Source organism: Pseudomonas sp. TMB3-21, from assembly GCF_054898145.1.
Genome location: NZ_CM142718.1, coordinates 4676625 through 4692004 on the forward strand (window position 1 = coordinate 4676625; position 15380 = coordinate 4692004).

Genomic DNA, 15380 nt, shown 5'->3' on the forward strand with positions numbered 1-15380 from the left:
AGGAAACTGCCATGGAACACCCATTCGTCATTCTCGCCCACGTCGCCCACCCAGCCATTCTCGAGGGTTTTCTGTTTGCCGCGCACGCACGCGGGTTGCCGATCGTGATCATTACTGACCACGCTCAGGAGCACCGGCGCCTGCTCGCCACCTCGCACATTTCGCCGGATGAGCTGCACGTTATCGAATGTGATGTGTTCAACCCGCTCGCGGTCGTCGAGACACTCAACAGTCAGGGTTTGCGCCCCGCTGCAGTGTTCTCCAACAGCGATCACCTGCAGACCGCGACAGCCATGGTGGCGCAGGTATTCGAATGCCCCGGCAAGGACTGGCAACTGTGCTATGCGGCAAAAAACAAGGCAGCCATGCGCGAGCGCATGCAACGTCTCGGCTTGCCCGGCCCCTGGTTCCAGGTGATCACATCGAATTCCAGACTGCCTACCGATGCGCCGTGGCCAGTGGTCGCCAAGCCTCGTGAAGGTGTCGCCAGCCTGGACGTCAGACTGTGTCATAACGCCGCCGATCTGGCCGTTTACTGCGAGCAGTTCTGGCAGCAGCAGCCGGACCGGGCGTTGTTGCTGGAGGCGTACATGGAGGGTCCTTTATTTACCCTCGAGACGCTGGGCGACGGGCGCAATCTGCAAGCCATCGGTGGCTTCGACGTCACCCTTTCGGCACCGCCGCATTTCGTAGAACTCGCCGCACGCTGGAATGGCCAACTCAGCCGCGCGCAGCGCGCCGGCGCCCTGGCTCAAGTGGCCGCGTTCGGGGTCAATTTCGGCGTTTGCCACAGCGAGTTCATTCTGACCGCCCACGGCCCGGTACTGGTCGAGATCAACTACCGCAGCATCGGTGATGGCCGCGAGTTCCTGCTGGACAGACTTCTGCCACAGGGCTGGTTCGACCGCATCATCGCTCTGCATCTGGGAGAAAAGCTGGTCGATACACAACCCGCGCAGGCCGAAGCTACCGTTCATTACCTTGTAGCCGACTGTTCGGGACAGCTGAAACAGGCCAGTGCCAGCTTCAATCGCGAAAGTGAGAGCCATTGGTGCGATTACCGCGCACTTCACAACACCGGCGACACCGTGACCATTAGCCATTCCAACAAGGACTATGTTGGCGTACTGAGACTGATCGCCCCGGATGAAGCAAGCCTCGAAGCGCAACTGAATATGACGCTGAACAACCTGAAGTGGGTGATGTCATGAGCCGGTATCCGGACGCCGAGGATCAGGCGTACATGACTGGACGCATCATCGATTGCTGCCTGCGGGAGGACATCCGGGGGATCGTCAGCGCAGGACAGATTTGCCCGATGCCGGAAGAATTGAGTCAACACTTGCAGCATCAGTCCGATGCAAGCTGGCTGCGAATCGCCCACCTGGGCCCCGACGAACTCTGGCTGCCGGTGGTCCAGGCGTATCCGTTGCAGGACTGGATCGGAACAGGTGACGCCTGGATCAAAGTGTCGCCACAAGGCCACGGCGAGACTCAACGCGGCTACGCGCTCTGGCTCGGCCACCTGAGCCACGGCCTGGACGAAGACAGTCTGGCGCTGTTCGCGGCGTATCTGAACGAAGCCGATTGCGCGAGCGAACACCGGACCCTGTGTAATCAGGCGTATCGGCAACATGCGCCTGCGCTGAGCGATGTGACCGACCTGAAGGATTGGTCGCAGAGGTTGCTGAAGATCGATCAACTGGCGAGCTACCTGGATCACCCGTTTTATCCAACGGCACGGGCCAAAAGCGGTTTCGATGCCGCCGCGCTCAGAGGCTACGCGCCGGAGTTCGCGCCGCGCTTCGAACTCAACTGGCTGGCGATTCCCAACAACGCCCTGACCCTGACCAGCGCGCAGCCGCCGCACTGGCCGGACTTCGAGGAAGTCGGCTTGTCATCAGCCCTGCAAAACAGTCATTCATTACTGCCAGTGCACCCGCTGACATGGTGCGAACTGGAGCAATACGGCTTGCCTGATGGGTCCCTCAAGGCTCCGCGTACCGCGATGCAGGTCGAGCCAACGCTGTCCGTGCGCACGGTGGTTTGCATCACTCAACCTCAGTGGCATATCAAACTGCCGTTGTTGGTCAGCACGCTCGGTGCGCGCAATTTGCGCCTGATCAAGCCCGGCACCCTCTACGACGGTCACTGGTTCCAGACCACCTTGCAGGCCCTGACCGAGCGCGATGTGGCGCTGTCGTCACGTTATCTGCACGTGGACGAAAAACACGGTGGTCATGCCGCCGAGAGTCGACATTTGGCCTATATCGCGCGCCGTTATCCGACAGGGCTGGAGAACATCACTCTGGTTCCAGTCGCCGCGTTGGCCAGCCCGCTTGCCGACGGGCGCCTGTTCCTTGAACAACTGGCCGAGCGCTTCTACGCGGGGTCGTTGCAACACTGGCTGGATGATTATCTCGATCTACTGCTGCAGGTGCATCTGCGACTGTGGCTGCATTACGGCATCGCGCTGGAGGCCAACCAGCAGAACGCCGTATTGATGTTCGAGCAAGGTCAGCCATTGCGTCTGTTGATGAAGGACAACGACGCCGCTCGTTTGTGGCCTCAGCGTTTCGCCACTGCCTGCCCGCATCTCGCTGATCTGCCGGCGGCCTTGCAGGACGAGCGCATTCGCGTCGACAGCAGCCAGCCGCTGGCCGAGATGTTCTGCACCATCACGTTGCAGTTGAACATTGTTGCGATCCTGGAAGCGATAGCGACCGCAGGCCTGATCTCGCGATCCGGCCTGTACGACTCGCTGCGTCAGCGTCTGAGGACCTGCCTGCAACAACTCGAAGCCGAAGGTATCGACTGCGACGATGCGCGCCGATGGCTGCTCGACAGCCCGAAATTGCCAGTGAAATACCTGCTCAGCGCCGGCAGCCTGTTCAGCAAGGCGCATTCAGGCGCCAGCGACATCAACAAATTCTATGGTTACAGCGCGGCGAACTTCCTGCAGGAGGACACCCCATGCAACGGCGACTGATCTCCAGCGTCCTGCTGGGACATTACCTTTCAGCCTTCACAGCGCTGGGTATTCCACTGTACCTGCCGCGCATCCTCGCTGACCTCGCACCTGACACGCCAGGGTGGGCCATCGGAGTGCTGTTCGTGTTGCCGACGCTATGCACCGCACTGGCGGCGCCGATCTGGGGACGCTGGGCCGATCGCAACGGCTGTCGCTTGTCGTTGCTGCGTGCTCATGCCGGATTGTTCGCGGGTTTTCTGCTGGCAGGCTTCAGCCCCAATCTGACGGTATTCGTCCTGGCCTTGATCATCCAGGGCACCTTCGGCGGCGCGATGGCGGCATCCAATGCCTACCTGTCGACCCAGTTCAAGGGCGGCGATTTATCCCGCGCCCTGAACTGGACACAGTATTCGGCGCGCCTGGCGATGATCAGTGGCCCGATTCTGCTGGGGCTGCTGACTGCTCAAGGCATGGGGTTGAGCCTGTATCGCTATCTGGCCTGGTTACCCCTGCTGGCCTTCGTACTCATCCTGCCGTTGCCCAAGGATGCCCCCAGGCATGTCTTGGGCAGTAAAAAAGCCGAGGCATTGGGCGAACTGCCGCAAGACATGCCACGGCTGCTGGCCGTGCAGTTTCTGTTCAGCTTCGCGATGGTCGTCACCTTTCCCTACTTCATGCCTTTCGGCGAGCAACTGGGAATTGGCAGCGATGCCGTGATCGGCATGCTCTACAGCCTGCCGCACTTGGTTTACCTGCTGGCCCTGCCTTGGGTACAGAGACAGCAGAGCAACCTGCTGTTGCCGGGGCTGGCGTTGCTCGCAATCAGTAACGCGCTGCAATTCTGGAGCGTGCAGGCCGAGCTGCTGTTTATTCTGCGTCTGATCAGCGGGGCCGGCATGCTGCTCAGTTTTGTCGGGCTGCACCGCTGCCTCAGCCAGCGCAGCCGAACAGGCAGCGCCGGTCGATTGTTCGGCTGGTTCGACTCCAGTGGCAAATGGGCCGGTACCGCTGCGGGTGCCGCCGCCGCACTGGTCAGTCAAACCTGCGGCATCGCGTCCCCCTTCCTTATTGCGTGCCTGGCCGCCATGACGGCCATGGTGCTCGCGCGCCCTCTATTGATGACCTCCCGGGAGATTCCGGCATGACGCTCGTTATGAACACTGCATCGTTGAACCCCGTATCGCTGCACGATAACGCCCTCGATGGCGAAGCCCAGCGACATGCCATCGAGTGCCTGCTCAATTGCTATCTGCGCGAGTATGCATTGCCACGCAACGAAGCGAACCTGAACTATCAGGCGCATGATCTGCCGATGAGCCTGCGCCAGGCCAACGGCCGTTGCATCAGCATTCGCCTGCCTGCTGGCCGGTTGGTCATACGCATTGATCGCGCCAGCCTTCTGGGTCGCTGCCATTACACCAGCGCGCCCTATTTCAAAGGCAGCAACCAGAGCTGGCGCCCGTTGAAAGCCCTCGAACTGGCGCGCCTGCTCTGTACCCCATTGAGTGGTGCCGACCGCGTCGGCGAGATGCTGCAACAGGTCGCCAACAGCCTGCAAGTTACTAGCACCTTTTTGCGTCATTCACGCCCGGCCAACGACGCGGCCAACAGCCTGCTGGCCTCCGAGCAGCATCAGCTGTGGGGACACGCTCTGCATCCGACACCGAAAAGTCGCGAAGGCGTCTCCCTTGACGACCTGCTGGCGTGCTCGCCGGAAGTCGGTGCGCACTTTCAGCTGCACTGGTTCAAGGTCGACCCCACGCTTATTCATCATCAGGGCGAAGATCCGCGCAGTACTCTGCGCCAACTGTCGGGACGCGAAGACGCCTACCCGTGCCACCCCTGGGAAGTCGCCCGGGTGCTGGCCGACCCGTTGGTACAGCGTGCGCAACAACAGGGTTTGATCGAATACCTCGGCCCCCTCGGTCAGGCCATGTACCCGACGTCGTCGGTGCGCACGCTCTACCATCCGCAGATGGCCTATTTCATGAAGTTCTCGATGCATGTGCGTCTGACCAACTGCGTACGCAAGAACGCCTGGTATGAACTGGACAGCGCCGTCGCCCTCACTCGTCTGCTCGGCCCGATCATGAGCGAGTTGGCGACACAACAACCGGGCTTCATGTTGATGTCCGAGCCAAGCGCTACCAGCCTGGACCTCAGCGCCCTGGGTACGCTCGAAGAGTCTCGCGAAGTCACCGAATGCTTCGGTATCGTTTACCGGGAAAACATTTCCGTCGCCGACTGCGAGCGGTACCAGCCGCAAGTGGCAATGGCGTTGTTCACTTGGGATAACCAAGGTCGCAGCGTGTGCCGCCAACAGGTGCGGCGCTACGCCAAAAAGGTGGGTTTGACCATTGAGCAAGCCACGCTGAACTGGCTGGATGCCTACGCCAGCCAGATGCTCGCAGGTGTGCTGTATTGCCTGTTCCGCCAAGGCGTAGTGCTGGAGCCGCATCTGCAGAATACGGTGATTGGTTTCAGTGAAGACGGATTGCCTGACCACATCTGGATTCGCGATCTGGAAGGCACCAAGCTGGTCCCTGAAATCTGGCCCGCCGAACGTCTGAGTGCGCTGGATGAACGTACTCGCAGCTCGGTGTACTACAGCGCGGACAAGGCGTGGCAGCGAGTCGGTTACTGCGCACTGGTGAACAATCTCGGCGAAGCGATTTTCCACCTGGCCAACGGCAGCGACGTGCTGGAACAACAGCTATGGGCGCGAATCGGCGACCTGCTGCACGCGCAATCCGCGCTTCTCGGCCATCCCACAGAACTGCGGGAGTTGTGCGCCGGCGCGCCTTTCCCGAGTAAAGAAAACTTCATGACGCGCCTGATGATGCGCGCCGACCGAGAGGCCGGTTACACCTCACTGCCCAGTCCGCTGACGATCACTGAAAAGAGGAAACGCGCATGAATCTTCCTGCCTCCGTCACCCGCCGCATCGAGCAGCTCAAGGCCGAACACGACGCGCCATTGTGCGCGTACGTCTACGATCTGCCGGCCCTTGAACGTCATGTAAAGGCACTGCGTCAGGTGCTGCCTGAAAACTGCGAATTGTTCTACGCAGCCAAGGCTAACCCGGAAGCCATGGTGCTGAAAACCCTTGCGCCGTGGGTGGATGGTTTCGAGGCGGCCTCGGGCGGCGAACTGACATGGCTGCATGAGCAGTGCCCCGACCAGCCGCTGATTTTTGGTGGCCCGGGCAAGCTCGATCGCGAACTGGACATTGCGATGCAGTACCGGATTTCAGCATTTCACGTGGAGAGCGTGACCGAACTGCGAAGTCTGGCACGCATCGCCCGCGAACGCGGTGTGCGGGCTCCGGTAATGCTGCGATTGAATCTGAAGCTGGCTCAGGCACCGCAGAGTCGATTGGTCATGGGCGGCAAACCCACGCCGTTCGGTCTGGATGAAGAAGGTCTGGCAAACGCCCTGCAATTGCTGCGCGAAGAGCCGTCGCTGGAGCTCAAGGGGCTGCACTTTCATCTGCTGTCGCACCAGCTGGATGTCAACGCGCACCTTGAATTGATTCGCAGCTACTTTTTGACCTTCCGTCAGCTGTGCACCGACCACGACCTGCAACTACCGCTGCTGAATGTTGGCGGAGGAATGGGTATCAACTATCAGGATGCGGCGAGGTCATTCGACTGGCCATCGTTCTGTCAGGGCCTGAAGGGCTTGATCGACGAGTATGACATGGGCGCGACCCGCATACGTTTCGAGATCGGCCGCTTCATCAGCGCTGCCTGTGGCTATTACCTCATGCAGGTGCTGGACATCAAAAGCAGCCATGGTGAGTTTTTTGCCATCGGACGCGGCGGTACTCACCACTTCCGCACGCCTGCGGCACAAGGCCACGACCATCCGTTCACGGTACTGCGAGGCTCGCAGCCGGCGCAAATCAGCGACCAGCTCGTAACGCTGGTGGGTCAGTTGTGTACGCCCAAGGACGTCCTCGCCAGGCAACAACCGGTGCCGCAGTTAGCAATTGGTGACCTGCTGGTATTCACTCTCGCGGGCGCCTATGCCTGGAACATCTCGCACCAGAACTTCCTGATGCACGAACCACCGCTGAAGGTTTTCATCGAGGGCTGATTCCACTTCCGCACGTATCTGTAGCTGCCAATAGGCTTAGCCCGATTTCAGGGCCAGGCCTACCGAAAGCAACAACCTGCACCCAACACAAACACTGACAGCGGGAAACTCCAGACGAAAAAAAGCCACTCATCTGAGTGGCTTTTTTCTGAATCCTGGAGCGGGAAACGAGACTCGAACTCGCGACCCCGACCTTGGCAAGGTCGTGCTCTACCAACTGAGCTATTCCCGCGTCTTGGTGAGGCGCATTCTATAGAAACCGAATGCCCCGTCAACCCTTTGATTCAAAAATGTTTTATTTCTTTTCGACCTCGGTCTTCAGATGCGGCCAGGCGGCGCGCAGGTATTGGACCATGGACCACAGGGTCAAACCGGCCGAGATCAGCAGCAAGGCGTAGCCCAGCAAAACCCAGAACGTGAAGCTCGACGGATTGGCCAGCAGGATCACCAGCGCCAGCATCTGCGCGGCGGTTTTCCATTTGCCGAGGTTCGATACCGCAACGTGCGCACGTGCGCCCAGTTCGGCCATCCACTCACGCAGCGCCGAGACGACAATTTCGCGCCCGATGATCACGGCCGCCGGCAGTGTCAGCCACAGATTACCGTGCTCCTGCACCAGCAACACCAGCGCGACCGCAACCATCAGCTTGTCGGCAACCGGATCGAGGAAAGCCCCAAACGGTGTGCTTTGTTCGAGACGGCGGGCCAGATACCCGTCCAGCCAGTCCGTCGCGGCGGCAAATGCGAACACCGAAGCGGACGCCATGTAACTCCATTGGTACGGCAGGTAGAACAGTAAAATGAAGATCGGGATGAGCAGGACGCGTAGTACGGTAATCAGATTAGGGATATTCATCGGCACAACTGGCTACGAGGTGAGGTGGCATTCTACTCGCTGTGCAGATTTGCATAAATCAACTCTGCGAGCTTTTTACTGATTCCGGGTGCTTTGGCTATCTCTTCGATGCTGGCACGAGACAGCTCCTGCAATCCACCAAAATGTTTCAACAAATCACGGCGGCGCGTTGGCCCTACCCCGGCAACACCCTCGAGCGTAGACGTACGGCGGGTTTTACCACGACGGGCGCGGTGCCCGGTAATCGCGAAACGGTGCGCCTCGTCGCGGATCTGCTGGATCAGATGCAGGGCCGGTGAGTCGCCGCGCAAGGTGAACTCGTGCGCGGCATCATTCAGATACAACGTTTCAAAACCGGCCTTGCGAGTCGCGCCTTTGGCCACGCCGAGCAAAATCAGATCGGGCACGGCTAGTTCATTGAGCACATCACGCGCCATCGACAATTGGCCTTTGCCGCCGTCGACCAACAGAATGTCCGGCAGCTTGCCCTCGCCGTCCTTGAGCTTACTAAAGCGTCGTGTCAGCGCCTGATGCATGGCGGCGTAATCGTCGCCAGCCGTCACGCCTTCGATGTTATAGCGGCGGTAATCAGACTTGATCGGACCTTCCGGACCGAATACCACACAGGATGCCACCGTCGCTTCACCGCTGGAGTGACTGATGTCGTAGCACTCCAGACGCTGCGGCGGCTCATCGAGTTTGAGCACTTCCGCCAGCGCTTCGAAGCGGGCGCCCATATGCTGCCGGTTGGCCAGCCGCGCACCCAGCGCCTGCTCGGCATTCGTGACGGCCAACTGTTGCCAGCGTGCGCGGGTCCCGCGCACCCGGTGACTGATGGTCAATTCACGACCACGCAGCTCTTCAATCGCCTCGATCACGGTGGGGAAATCTTCGTGAACCACATTGACGATCAGCTCGCTTGGCAGGTCGCGCTCGGGGCTGCTGATGAAATAATGTCCGAGAAATGCCGCCATGACCTCTGAAACGTCTTCGTCGATGCCGACCTGCGGGAAGAAGTTCTTGCTTCCCAGCACCCGCCCGCCCCGTACGCTGATCAGGTGAACGCAGGCGCCGCCGGGGTTAACAAATGCCGCGATGACATCAACGTCGCCCGACCCGCCTTCCATGCTCTGCTGATCCTGCACCCGGCGCAGCAACGAGATCTGATCGCGCAATTCGGCAGCCCGCTCGAACTCGAGATTGACCGCCGCCTCTTCCATCGCTGCCGACAACTCATCCGTCAGGGCATTACTGCGCCCTTCCAGAAACATCACCGAGTGCCGCACGTCTTCAGCGTAAACCTCGGGCTCGACCAGACCGACACACGGCGCCTTGCAGCGTTTGATCTGGTATTGCAGACACGGCCGTGTGCGGTTGCGGTAATAACTGTCTTCACACTGGCGAACGAAAAAGGTTTTCTGCAGCAGGCTAAGGCTTTCGCGAATCGCTCCCGCGCTTGGGTACGGGCCGAAATATTTGCCCTTGGCCTTTTTCGCCCCGCGGTGAATGCTCAGGCGCGGAAATTGCCCGTCCGACAGAAACACGTAAGGATAGGATTTATCGTCACGCATCAGAATGTTGTAGGGCGGCCGCCATTCCTTGATCAGCGTCTGTTCGAGCAACAACGCTTCGGTTTCGTTCGCCGTGATCGTAGTCTCGACCTGGGCGATTCGCGCTACCAGCGCGGCGGTCTTGGGCGCCAGGCCCGATTTGCGGAAGTAGCTCGACAGACGATTCTTGAGGTTTTTCGCCTTGCCGACATAAAGCAGGCGCGCCTCGCTGTCGAACATGCGGTAGACACCTGGGCGACCACTGACGGTGGACAGGAACGCGCTTGGATCGAAAGTATCAGTCATGTTCAGAGGCTGGCATCTACCATGCCGTGGCGAACCGCCAGTAGCGTCAGCTCGACGTCGCTACTGATCGAAAGCTTTTCAAAAATTCGATAACGGTAGGTGTTCACGGTTTTAGGCGACAGGCACAGCTTGTCGGAAATGATCTGCACTTTCTGGCAGCCGACAATCATCAACGCGATCTGGATCTCTCGCTCCGACAACGCGTCGAACGGCGAATCGTTGGTCGGCTGAAAAGACTTGATCGCCAGCTGCTGAGCGATTTGCGGGCTGATGTAACGCTGCCCGGCGAACACCAGACGAATGGCCTGGACCATTTCGGGCAACCCCGCGCCCTTGGTCAGGTAACCGGCCGCGCCGGCCTGCAGCAAGCGCGTCGGGAACGGGTCTTCCTCACACACGGTGACCGCAACAACCTTGATGTCCGGATGACTGCGCAGCATTTTGCGCGTGGCTTCGAGGCCGCCGATGCCTGGCATCTTCACGTCCATCAGAACCACGTCGGGCTTCAGTTCACGCGCCTTGAGCAGGGATTCTTCGCCTGACTCGGCCTGGCCGACCACTTGCAGGCCATCGATGTCAGCCAGCATTCGTGTAATGCCGGTACGAACGAGATCATGGTCATCGACCACTAGCACCCTAATCAAGCAGACACCTCGCGATATGGTCATATTGAGTTGCCGACACCTTAGCAAAAAGCAACTGGCAGACCTAGCGGCCAGCGTCATTAAAACAGTTTCAATTCGTCTTGAAAGTCTTGTCGTATGCGCGTTTCAGACACTCGGGGCTCCGACGTCACGCTGCATTCTCAAGAAACAATCGTCATTACCGACCACCGTGAGGCCCTTTCGCTCATACAAGGCTTTTGCAGGATTATTCTGAAAAACCGTCAACCGCAATGCCGGGCGTCGTTCCTTGCAGGCCATCGCGAAAACCTGATCGATCACCCAGGAACCGGCGCCCTGCCGCTGAAAGGCGTCCAGCACGTGCAGTTCACGAATGTACAGGGCCCTGGCGTCGCGACTCAGACTCACGTAACCCACGCGCTCCTCACCTTTCAGGATCAACAGGTTTTCCCGCCCGGCCCAGGCCACGTCAAACGCTTCATCCTGCCAGCGCAAGTCGTGCTGAATGTAATAGCGCAGCATGGATTCACAGGTCAGCGCTCGGGCGAAATCCAGGTCTCGGGACGTAGCCGGGCTTAATTCATATCCGGGGGTGAGGGTCGAGTGCGTCATGATCGGGCTGTATCCGGGCAAGTGAGCTGAGTGTGTCACAACCTGCGCGGCGCTCAAGCAATAGAAGTGCCTGCGTCAATCGATAGCATTTTCTGATTGAATCCGCGTACCGGCCTCTAGTAAGCTCGGCGCATTCATCGGAGATCGATCATGTTCAACACCCTCTCACCGCTTAGTACCGTCAGCGCCCTGCGCTCGGTTGCGGCTGCCCGGGTGAATAATGTCAGTCCGTCCGTTAGCTTTTATTTTGGGTATTGGTTTAGCCACTGGCGCGCCTGATACCCACACGGCGCCCACTTCAAACGGGTCGCCACCAGAGATTTCTCAACCCCCGGTCGGCTTCCCGATCGGGGGTTTTGTTTTTTCAGCTTGCCACTTTTGCAAACACTTGAGGATTAACGACATGAACTACGCCACTTATTACCGTCACGACAGTTTTACCGCCTGGCGATTTAGCAGCCTCCGCTCGGGACAGCCTGCCGCCTCCGATCGGTCACCCGCAGGTGGCAAGCACACACACGCGGTCAAACCGGCCAATTGTCGAACACCCCAGTAGGGCCGAGTGCGCGGGAACGAACCCGCCGCCTGCCCAGGAAGCCTGAATATGAACTCGTCCGTCTCTGCTCTGCCACTGTCCACTCTGAGCCCTGCCAATGAAGCGCTGACGGTGCGTCTGCCAACCTCATTGCAACTCAAACAGCAATTGCCGCTCGGCAATACGCTGACCCGACAAGTCGCCAGCCACCGCGATGCCGTCCGCTCGATCCTCAACGGTGAAGACTCCCGTTTGCTGGTCATCGTCGGCCCTTGCTCGATTCACGACCCCGAATCCGCCCTCGAGTATGCCGGCAACCTTGCCCGTCTCGCCGCTGAAGTCAGCGACCAGATGCTGCTGGTCATGCGCGCCTACGTCGAAAAACCACGCACCACGGTAGGCTGGAAAGGCCTGGCTTACGATCCGCATCTTAACGGCAGCGATGACATGGCCCCCGGCCTGACATTGTCCCGGGCGCTCATGCGCGAAATGCTGGAGCTGGGCTTGCCAATCGCCACCGAATTACTGCAACCGATGGCCGCCGGCTACTTCGACGACCTGCTCAGCTGGGTCGCGATCGGTGCACGCACCACCGAATCACAGATCCATCGGGAAATGGCCAGCGGCCTGAGCATGCCGGTCGGGTTCAAGAACGGCACCGATGGCGGGATTTCCGTTGCCAGCGACGCCATGCGGTCGGCCGCCCACCCTCACCGTCATTTCGGTGTCGACAGTCAGGGACATCCTGCCATCGTTCACACACCGGGCAACCCTGATACCCATCTCGTCCTGCGCGGTGGCCATCGCGGGCCGAACTACGGCCGCGACAGCGTTGCTCAGGTGAACAGCGAGCTTGGCAAGCTGAAGATCCCGGCACGGATCATGGTCGACTGCAGCCACGCTAATAGCGGCAAAGACCCGCTGCGTCAACCGGCAGTATTCACTGATGTACTCGAGCAGCGTCTGCAAGGTGACACCACGTTGATCGGCATGATGATCGAAAGTCATCTGTTCGAAGGTTGCCAGCCTTTGAGCCCGTCGCTGCGTTACGGCGTCTCGGTCACAGACGGTTGCCTGGGCTGGAGCGCCACGGAGCAATTATTGCTTCAGGCGGCAACGCGGCTGCGTCGACCCTGAGCTTCAGCCGTCCGGCCTTGCAAAGGCTGGGCGGCGTCATGAACGCACTTGCAGTAACGCCATTTCGGATTGTTGAGTGACATCGTCGAGCCGCTCAATCGAGTAAGACACCTTAACGGTCGACCCGCGGTGTTCTTTCCAAAACGGGTAAGGCACGCTGAACTCCAGCGGTTCGCCGGCCGACTCTTTCGAAATCTCGCGCGCGTCACGATGACTGAAATACTCGCCATTGCATTTCAGATAGACCAGCTCACCGTCCTCTGTCTCAGCGTCAACGATGGAAATGGTTGCACCCTCGAGCACATCTTCCAGCGCCAGCCAGCCGTTGTCAGCCTCCAGAATCTCTGGCGGCGCCAGCGTAGCGCGGATCAGCGGCCCGATCATTAATTGTGCAGGCTGTGAGTGGCGGGTTTCCTCGCCCTGCCGGACTGAATACGCAATGGTCACGGTGCTGTTGAGGTTCGGCGCTATTTGCTCCGGATTGATCCAGAATGACAGCTCCCCACCCAGCGCAAATGCCTCGATCATCAGCGTATCCGTCAGGCTTGCCTGCGGGGAAATACCCGTCCAGTACAGCTCAACACGGTCGCCGACCGACATTCGCGAATACGCTCTGATGGTCACAAGCGTGCCTTGCGGGACTCGGCCTGGATCGAGCGTGTCGCGTACCGCTTCGGGAACACATGCAGGCAAAAGCCCTGTGCTGGCATCGCCCACGCTCAAGTGCAAAGAGCCGGACCGTGCAGGCTCGGTTATCCGTGCACTCTGGAGTGTGTAGTAAACCTCGAGTGAACCGCCGTCGAGTGCCGCGATATGTTCGCCATCGATGACGACGACGACGGCAGCACCCACCTGCCGCTCGCTGATGAAACGCGCGAACTCGCGGCGATACACAACACCCTCGACATCGAGACCCGTCCAGGACACCAGCAATCTGTCGCCACATGCCATGCCGGTATAAGGCCGAATCCGGATGATGGCTTTCCTGTCTGCAGGGTCCAGAACGGCGCCCCTCGCCTGATGCAGGACGGGTACGGATAGCCCGATTTCTTGAGGGATCCCGGCTTCGCTTGTGCTCATTGGTTTACTCCATTCCATGGAAATCGCGTTGCCTGAGGATGGCAACAATCGAGGCTTATTTAATCGCGAATCTGCCGGAGGGCGATGTCGGGCGAATGCGCCGGATGTCTGGGGCAAATGCCTATCGCCGAGTAAGGCGCTTCAATGCTCCGCGCAGAAGTCGTTGAAAGGACGTCCGAAGATTCGGAACAAGACCTCGTGGACATACGGGTTTTCGTACCAGACCTATTCCGTTTTCGCCGTTCTACAGCGGACTTTTCATACATCGCGGCTGCGCAAGAGTGCATTAGAGTGAAACCCGGACACCCCAATCAACTTCCCCGAAGAAGGTACGCACATGCAACGGAATGCAACGACTCAGTTTCCGATTCTGCTGGTCCATGGGCTTTTCGGTTTTGATCGAATTGGCCGGGTCGACTTGTTCCACGACATCAAACAAGCCCTGCGCAGCGCTGGTGCCAGGGTGTTCATCCCTCATCTTTCAGCGACCCATTGCAACGAAACGCGCGGCATACAACTGCTGGCGCAAATCGAACGAGTGCTGGACGGCACCGGCGCCGAGAAAGTCAACCTGATAGGACACAGTCAAGGCGCACTCACCGTGCGTTACGCTGCTGCGGTTGCGCCAGAGCTTGTCGCGTCGGTCACTTCCGTCAGCGGTCCAAATCACGGCTCGGAACTGGCCGATTTCCTGCGCAAGGCGCTCACGCCGGGGAAACTTCCGGAAGCAGTCGCAGAAACCGTGGCCACGCTGTTTGCAGATTTCATCTCTGTACTCAGCGGTCATCAAAAAATGCCACAAAATGCCGTTGCTGCGCTGAACGCGCTGACTACTGAAGGGGTGGGCGCATTCAATGACAAATACCCGCAGGGCTTGCCAACCACGTGGGGCGGCAAGGGCCGCGACCAGGTCAATGGCGTTCGCTACTACTCCTGGAGCGGCACGTTGCAGGGAAGCGTTCTGGACGAAGGCGCCAACAAGCTGGACCCATTGCACGGATTTTGCCGTGCCTTTTCCCACTATTTCTCCACCGAGGCCGAGCACAACGACGGCATGGTCGGCCGTTTCAGCTCCCACCTGGGCAAAGTAATTCGCTCCGACTATCCGCTGGATCACATGGACAGCATCAATCAGACCGCTGGCCGAGTCCGTCCCGGCGTCGACCCGGTGGGCCTGTACGTGCAGCATGCCGAACGGCTGCGCAAGGCCGGCCTGTAGACATCCGAAGGAACTTTGAGAAGAAATGGGCCACTGAATCCGGTAGGCTCAACATTTTACCGAACGTTGAAAGGAGTATTTTCCCATGGCTAAAGCCACTGCCCGTCACATCCTGGTTGCCAGCGAAGACAAATGTAACGAACTCAAAACGCAAATCGAAGGCGGCGCTGATTTCGCCGAAGTGGCCAAGGCCAACTCGACTTGCCCGTCCAGCCGTCAGGGCGGCGATCTGGGCTCGTTCGGTCCAGGTCAAATGGTCAAGGAATTCGATACCGTGGTTTTCAGCGCGCCGATCAACGTCGTGCAAGGCCCGGTGAAAACCCAATTCGGCTATCACCTGCTCGAAGTGACCAGCCGTCAGGACTGATCATCGTCTGATTGCCTGTACAACGG

The 15380-nt window shown here is 59.4% G+C and carries 13 protein-coding genes and 1 tRNA gene; 8 read left to right on the forward strand and 6 right to left on the reverse strand.

All coding sequences use genetic code 11. The features are described from left to right. Nucleotides 1–11 precede the first annotated feature (11 nt). From ACYZTS_RS21235 to ACYZTS_RS21255, 5 genes are read left to right on the forward strand one after another with little or no spacing between them, the layout of a single operon-like run. The gene (locus ACYZTS_RS21235) at nt 12–1211 is read left to right on the forward strand and encodes an ATP-grasp domain-containing protein (RefSeq protein WP_461991847.1); all 1200 of its coding nucleotides are present in this window, start codon (nt 12–14) and stop codon (nt 1209–1211) included. Continuing rightward, nucleotides 1208–2989 (forward strand): IucA/IucC family protein, encoded by a 1782-nt coding sequence (locus ACYZTS_RS21240; protein WP_461991849.1) that lies wholly within the window; start codon nt 1208–1210, stop codon nt 2987–2989. Before ACYZTS_RS21235 ends, ACYZTS_RS21240 begins: the two co-directional genes overlap by 4 nt. Continuing rightward, nucleotides 2974–4116: an MFS transporter gene (locus ACYZTS_RS21245; RefSeq protein ID WP_461991851.1), complete on the forward strand. Its 1143-nt coding sequence runs from the start codon at nt 2974–2976 to the stop codon at nt 4114–4116. Before ACYZTS_RS21240 ends, ACYZTS_RS21245 begins: the two co-directional genes overlap by 16 nt. Then, entirely contained in the window at nt 4113–5888 is a 1776-nt protein-coding gene (locus ACYZTS_RS21250) for an IucA/IucC family protein (RefSeq protein ID WP_461991853.1), read from the forward strand. The genes ACYZTS_RS21245 and ACYZTS_RS21250 overlap by 4 nt, the downstream gene beginning before the upstream one ends. Next, nucleotides 5885–7069 carry a type III PLP-dependent enzyme gene (locus tag ACYZTS_RS21255; RefSeq protein ID WP_461991855.1) on the forward strand — a complete coding sequence of 395 codons (1185 nt, stop codon included), beginning with the start codon at nt 5885–5887 and terminating at the stop codon, nt 7067–7069. Before ACYZTS_RS21250 ends, ACYZTS_RS21255 begins: the two co-directional genes overlap by 4 nt. Nucleotides 7070–7225: 156 nt before the next feature. On the opposite strand, the gene ACYZTS_RS21260 is transcribed toward ACYZTS_RS21255, so the two are convergent. The 5 genes from ACYZTS_RS21260 to ACYZTS_RS21280 all read right to left on the reverse strand — a co-directional run bounded on the left by ACYZTS_RS21260 (nt 7226) and on the right by ACYZTS_RS21280 (nt 11016). Next, nucleotides 7226–7301 (reverse strand) — tRNA-Gly (locus tag ACYZTS_RS21260). 63 nt (nt 7302–7364) lie between these two features. Then, on the reverse strand, nt 7365–7925 hold the full coding sequence (pgsA, locus tag ACYZTS_RS21265) for a CDP-diacylglycerol--glycerol-3-phosphate 3-phosphatidyltransferase (RefSeq protein WP_028622707.1): 561 nt from the start codon (nt 7923–7925) through the stop codon (nt 7365–7367). Between the two features lie 32 nt (nt 7926–7957). Continuing rightward, nucleotides 7958–9781: an excinuclease ABC subunit UvrC gene (gene uvrC / locus ACYZTS_RS21270; protein WP_028622708.1), complete on the reverse strand. Its 1824-nt coding sequence runs from the start codon at nt 9779–9781 to the stop codon at nt 7958–7960. A 2-nt stretch (nt 9782–9783) separates the two neighbouring features. Next, a complete protein-coding gene (gene gacA / locus ACYZTS_RS21275) occupies nt 9784–10425 on the reverse strand; it encodes a response regulator transcription factor GacA (RefSeq protein WP_028622709.1) in 642 nt (213 codons plus the stop codon). 126 nt (nt 10426–10551) lie between these two features. Then, nucleotides 10552–11016, reverse strand: coding sequence for a GNAT family N-acetyltransferase (locus tag ACYZTS_RS21280; protein WP_033050616.1), 465 nt, complete (start codon nt 11014–11016; stop codon nt 10552–10554). A gap of 604 nt (nt 11017–11620) precedes the next feature. Between ACYZTS_RS21280 and ACYZTS_RS21285 the strand changes: the two genes are divergently transcribed. Beyond that, complete coding sequence (locus tag ACYZTS_RS21285; RefSeq protein ID WP_461991858.1) at nt 11621–12688, forward strand: 3-deoxy-7-phosphoheptulonate synthase; 1068 nt, start codon at nt 11621–11623, stop codon at nt 12686–12688. Between the two features lie 36 nt (nt 12689–12724). Here ACYZTS_RS21285 and ACYZTS_RS21290 read toward each other — a convergent pair whose 3' ends face one another. After that, the gene (locus tag ACYZTS_RS21290) at nt 12725–13768 is read right to left on the reverse strand and encodes a hypothetical protein (protein WP_461991860.1); all 1044 of its coding nucleotides are present in this window, start codon (nt 13766–13768) and stop codon (nt 12725–12727) included. 337 nt (nt 13769–14105) lie between these two features. Here ACYZTS_RS21290 and ACYZTS_RS21295 point away from each other — a divergent pair, with 337 nt between their 5' ends. Further along, complete coding sequence (locus ACYZTS_RS21295) at nt 14106–14987, forward strand: triacylglycerol lipase (RefSeq protein ID WP_028622713.1); 882 nt, start codon at nt 14106–14108, stop codon at nt 14985–14987. An 85-nt stretch (nt 14988–15072) separates the two neighbouring features. Further along, nucleotides 15073–15354, forward strand: a complete 282-nt coding sequence (locus ACYZTS_RS21300; protein ID WP_028622714.1) for a peptidylprolyl isomerase — start codon at nt 15073–15075, stop codon at nt 15352–15354. Nucleotides 15355–15380: the final 26 nt, after the last annotated feature.

What these genes read in the sequence shown, in the direction of transcription:
- ACYZTS_RS21235 (WP_461991847.1), top strand. Translation starts at nt 12, where the DNA reads ATGGAACACCCATTCGTCATTCTCGCCCACGTCGCCCACCCAGCCATT.
- ACYZTS_RS21240 (WP_461991849.1), top strand. Translation starts at nt 1,208, where the DNA reads ATGAGCCGGTATCCGGACGCCGAGGATCAGGCGTACATGACTGGACGC.
- ACYZTS_RS21245 (WP_461991851.1), top strand. Translation starts at nt 2,974, where the DNA reads ATGCAACGGCGACTGATCTCCAGCGTCCTGCTGGGACATTACCTTTCA.
- ACYZTS_RS21250 (WP_461991853.1), top strand. Translation starts at nt 4,113, where the DNA reads ATGACGCTCGTTATGAACACTGCATCGTTGAACCCCGTATCGCTGCAC.
- ACYZTS_RS21255 (WP_461991855.1), top strand. Translation starts at nt 5,885, where the DNA reads ATGAATCTTCCTGCCTCCGTCACCCGCCGCATCGAGCAGCTCAAGGCC.
- pgsA (WP_028622707.1), bottom strand. Translation starts at nt 7,925, where the DNA reads ATGAATATCCCTAATCTGATTACCGTACTACGCGTCCTGCTCATCCCG.
- uvrC (WP_028622708.1), bottom strand. Translation starts at nt 9,781, where the DNA reads ATGACTGATACTTTCGATCCAAGCGCGTTCCTGTCCACCGTCAGTGGT.
- ACYZTS_RS21280 (WP_033050616.1), bottom strand. Translation starts at nt 11,016, where the DNA reads ATGACGCACTCGACCCTCACCCCCGGATATGAATTAAGCCCGGCTACG.
- ACYZTS_RS21285 (WP_461991858.1), top strand. Translation starts at nt 11,621, where the DNA reads ATGAACTCGTCCGTCTCTGCTCTGCCACTGTCCACTCTGAGCCCTGCC.
- ACYZTS_RS21290 (WP_461991860.1), bottom strand. Translation starts at nt 13,768, where the DNA reads ATGAGCACAAGCGAAGCCGGGATCCCTCAAGAAATCGGGCTATCCGTA.
- ACYZTS_RS21295 (WP_028622713.1), top strand. Translation starts at nt 14,106, where the DNA reads ATGCAACGGAATGCAACGACTCAGTTTCCGATTCTGCTGGTCCATGGG.
- ACYZTS_RS21300 (WP_028622714.1), top strand. Translation starts at nt 15,073, where the DNA reads ATGGCTAAAGCCACTGCCCGTCACATCCTGGTTGCCAGCGAAGACAAA.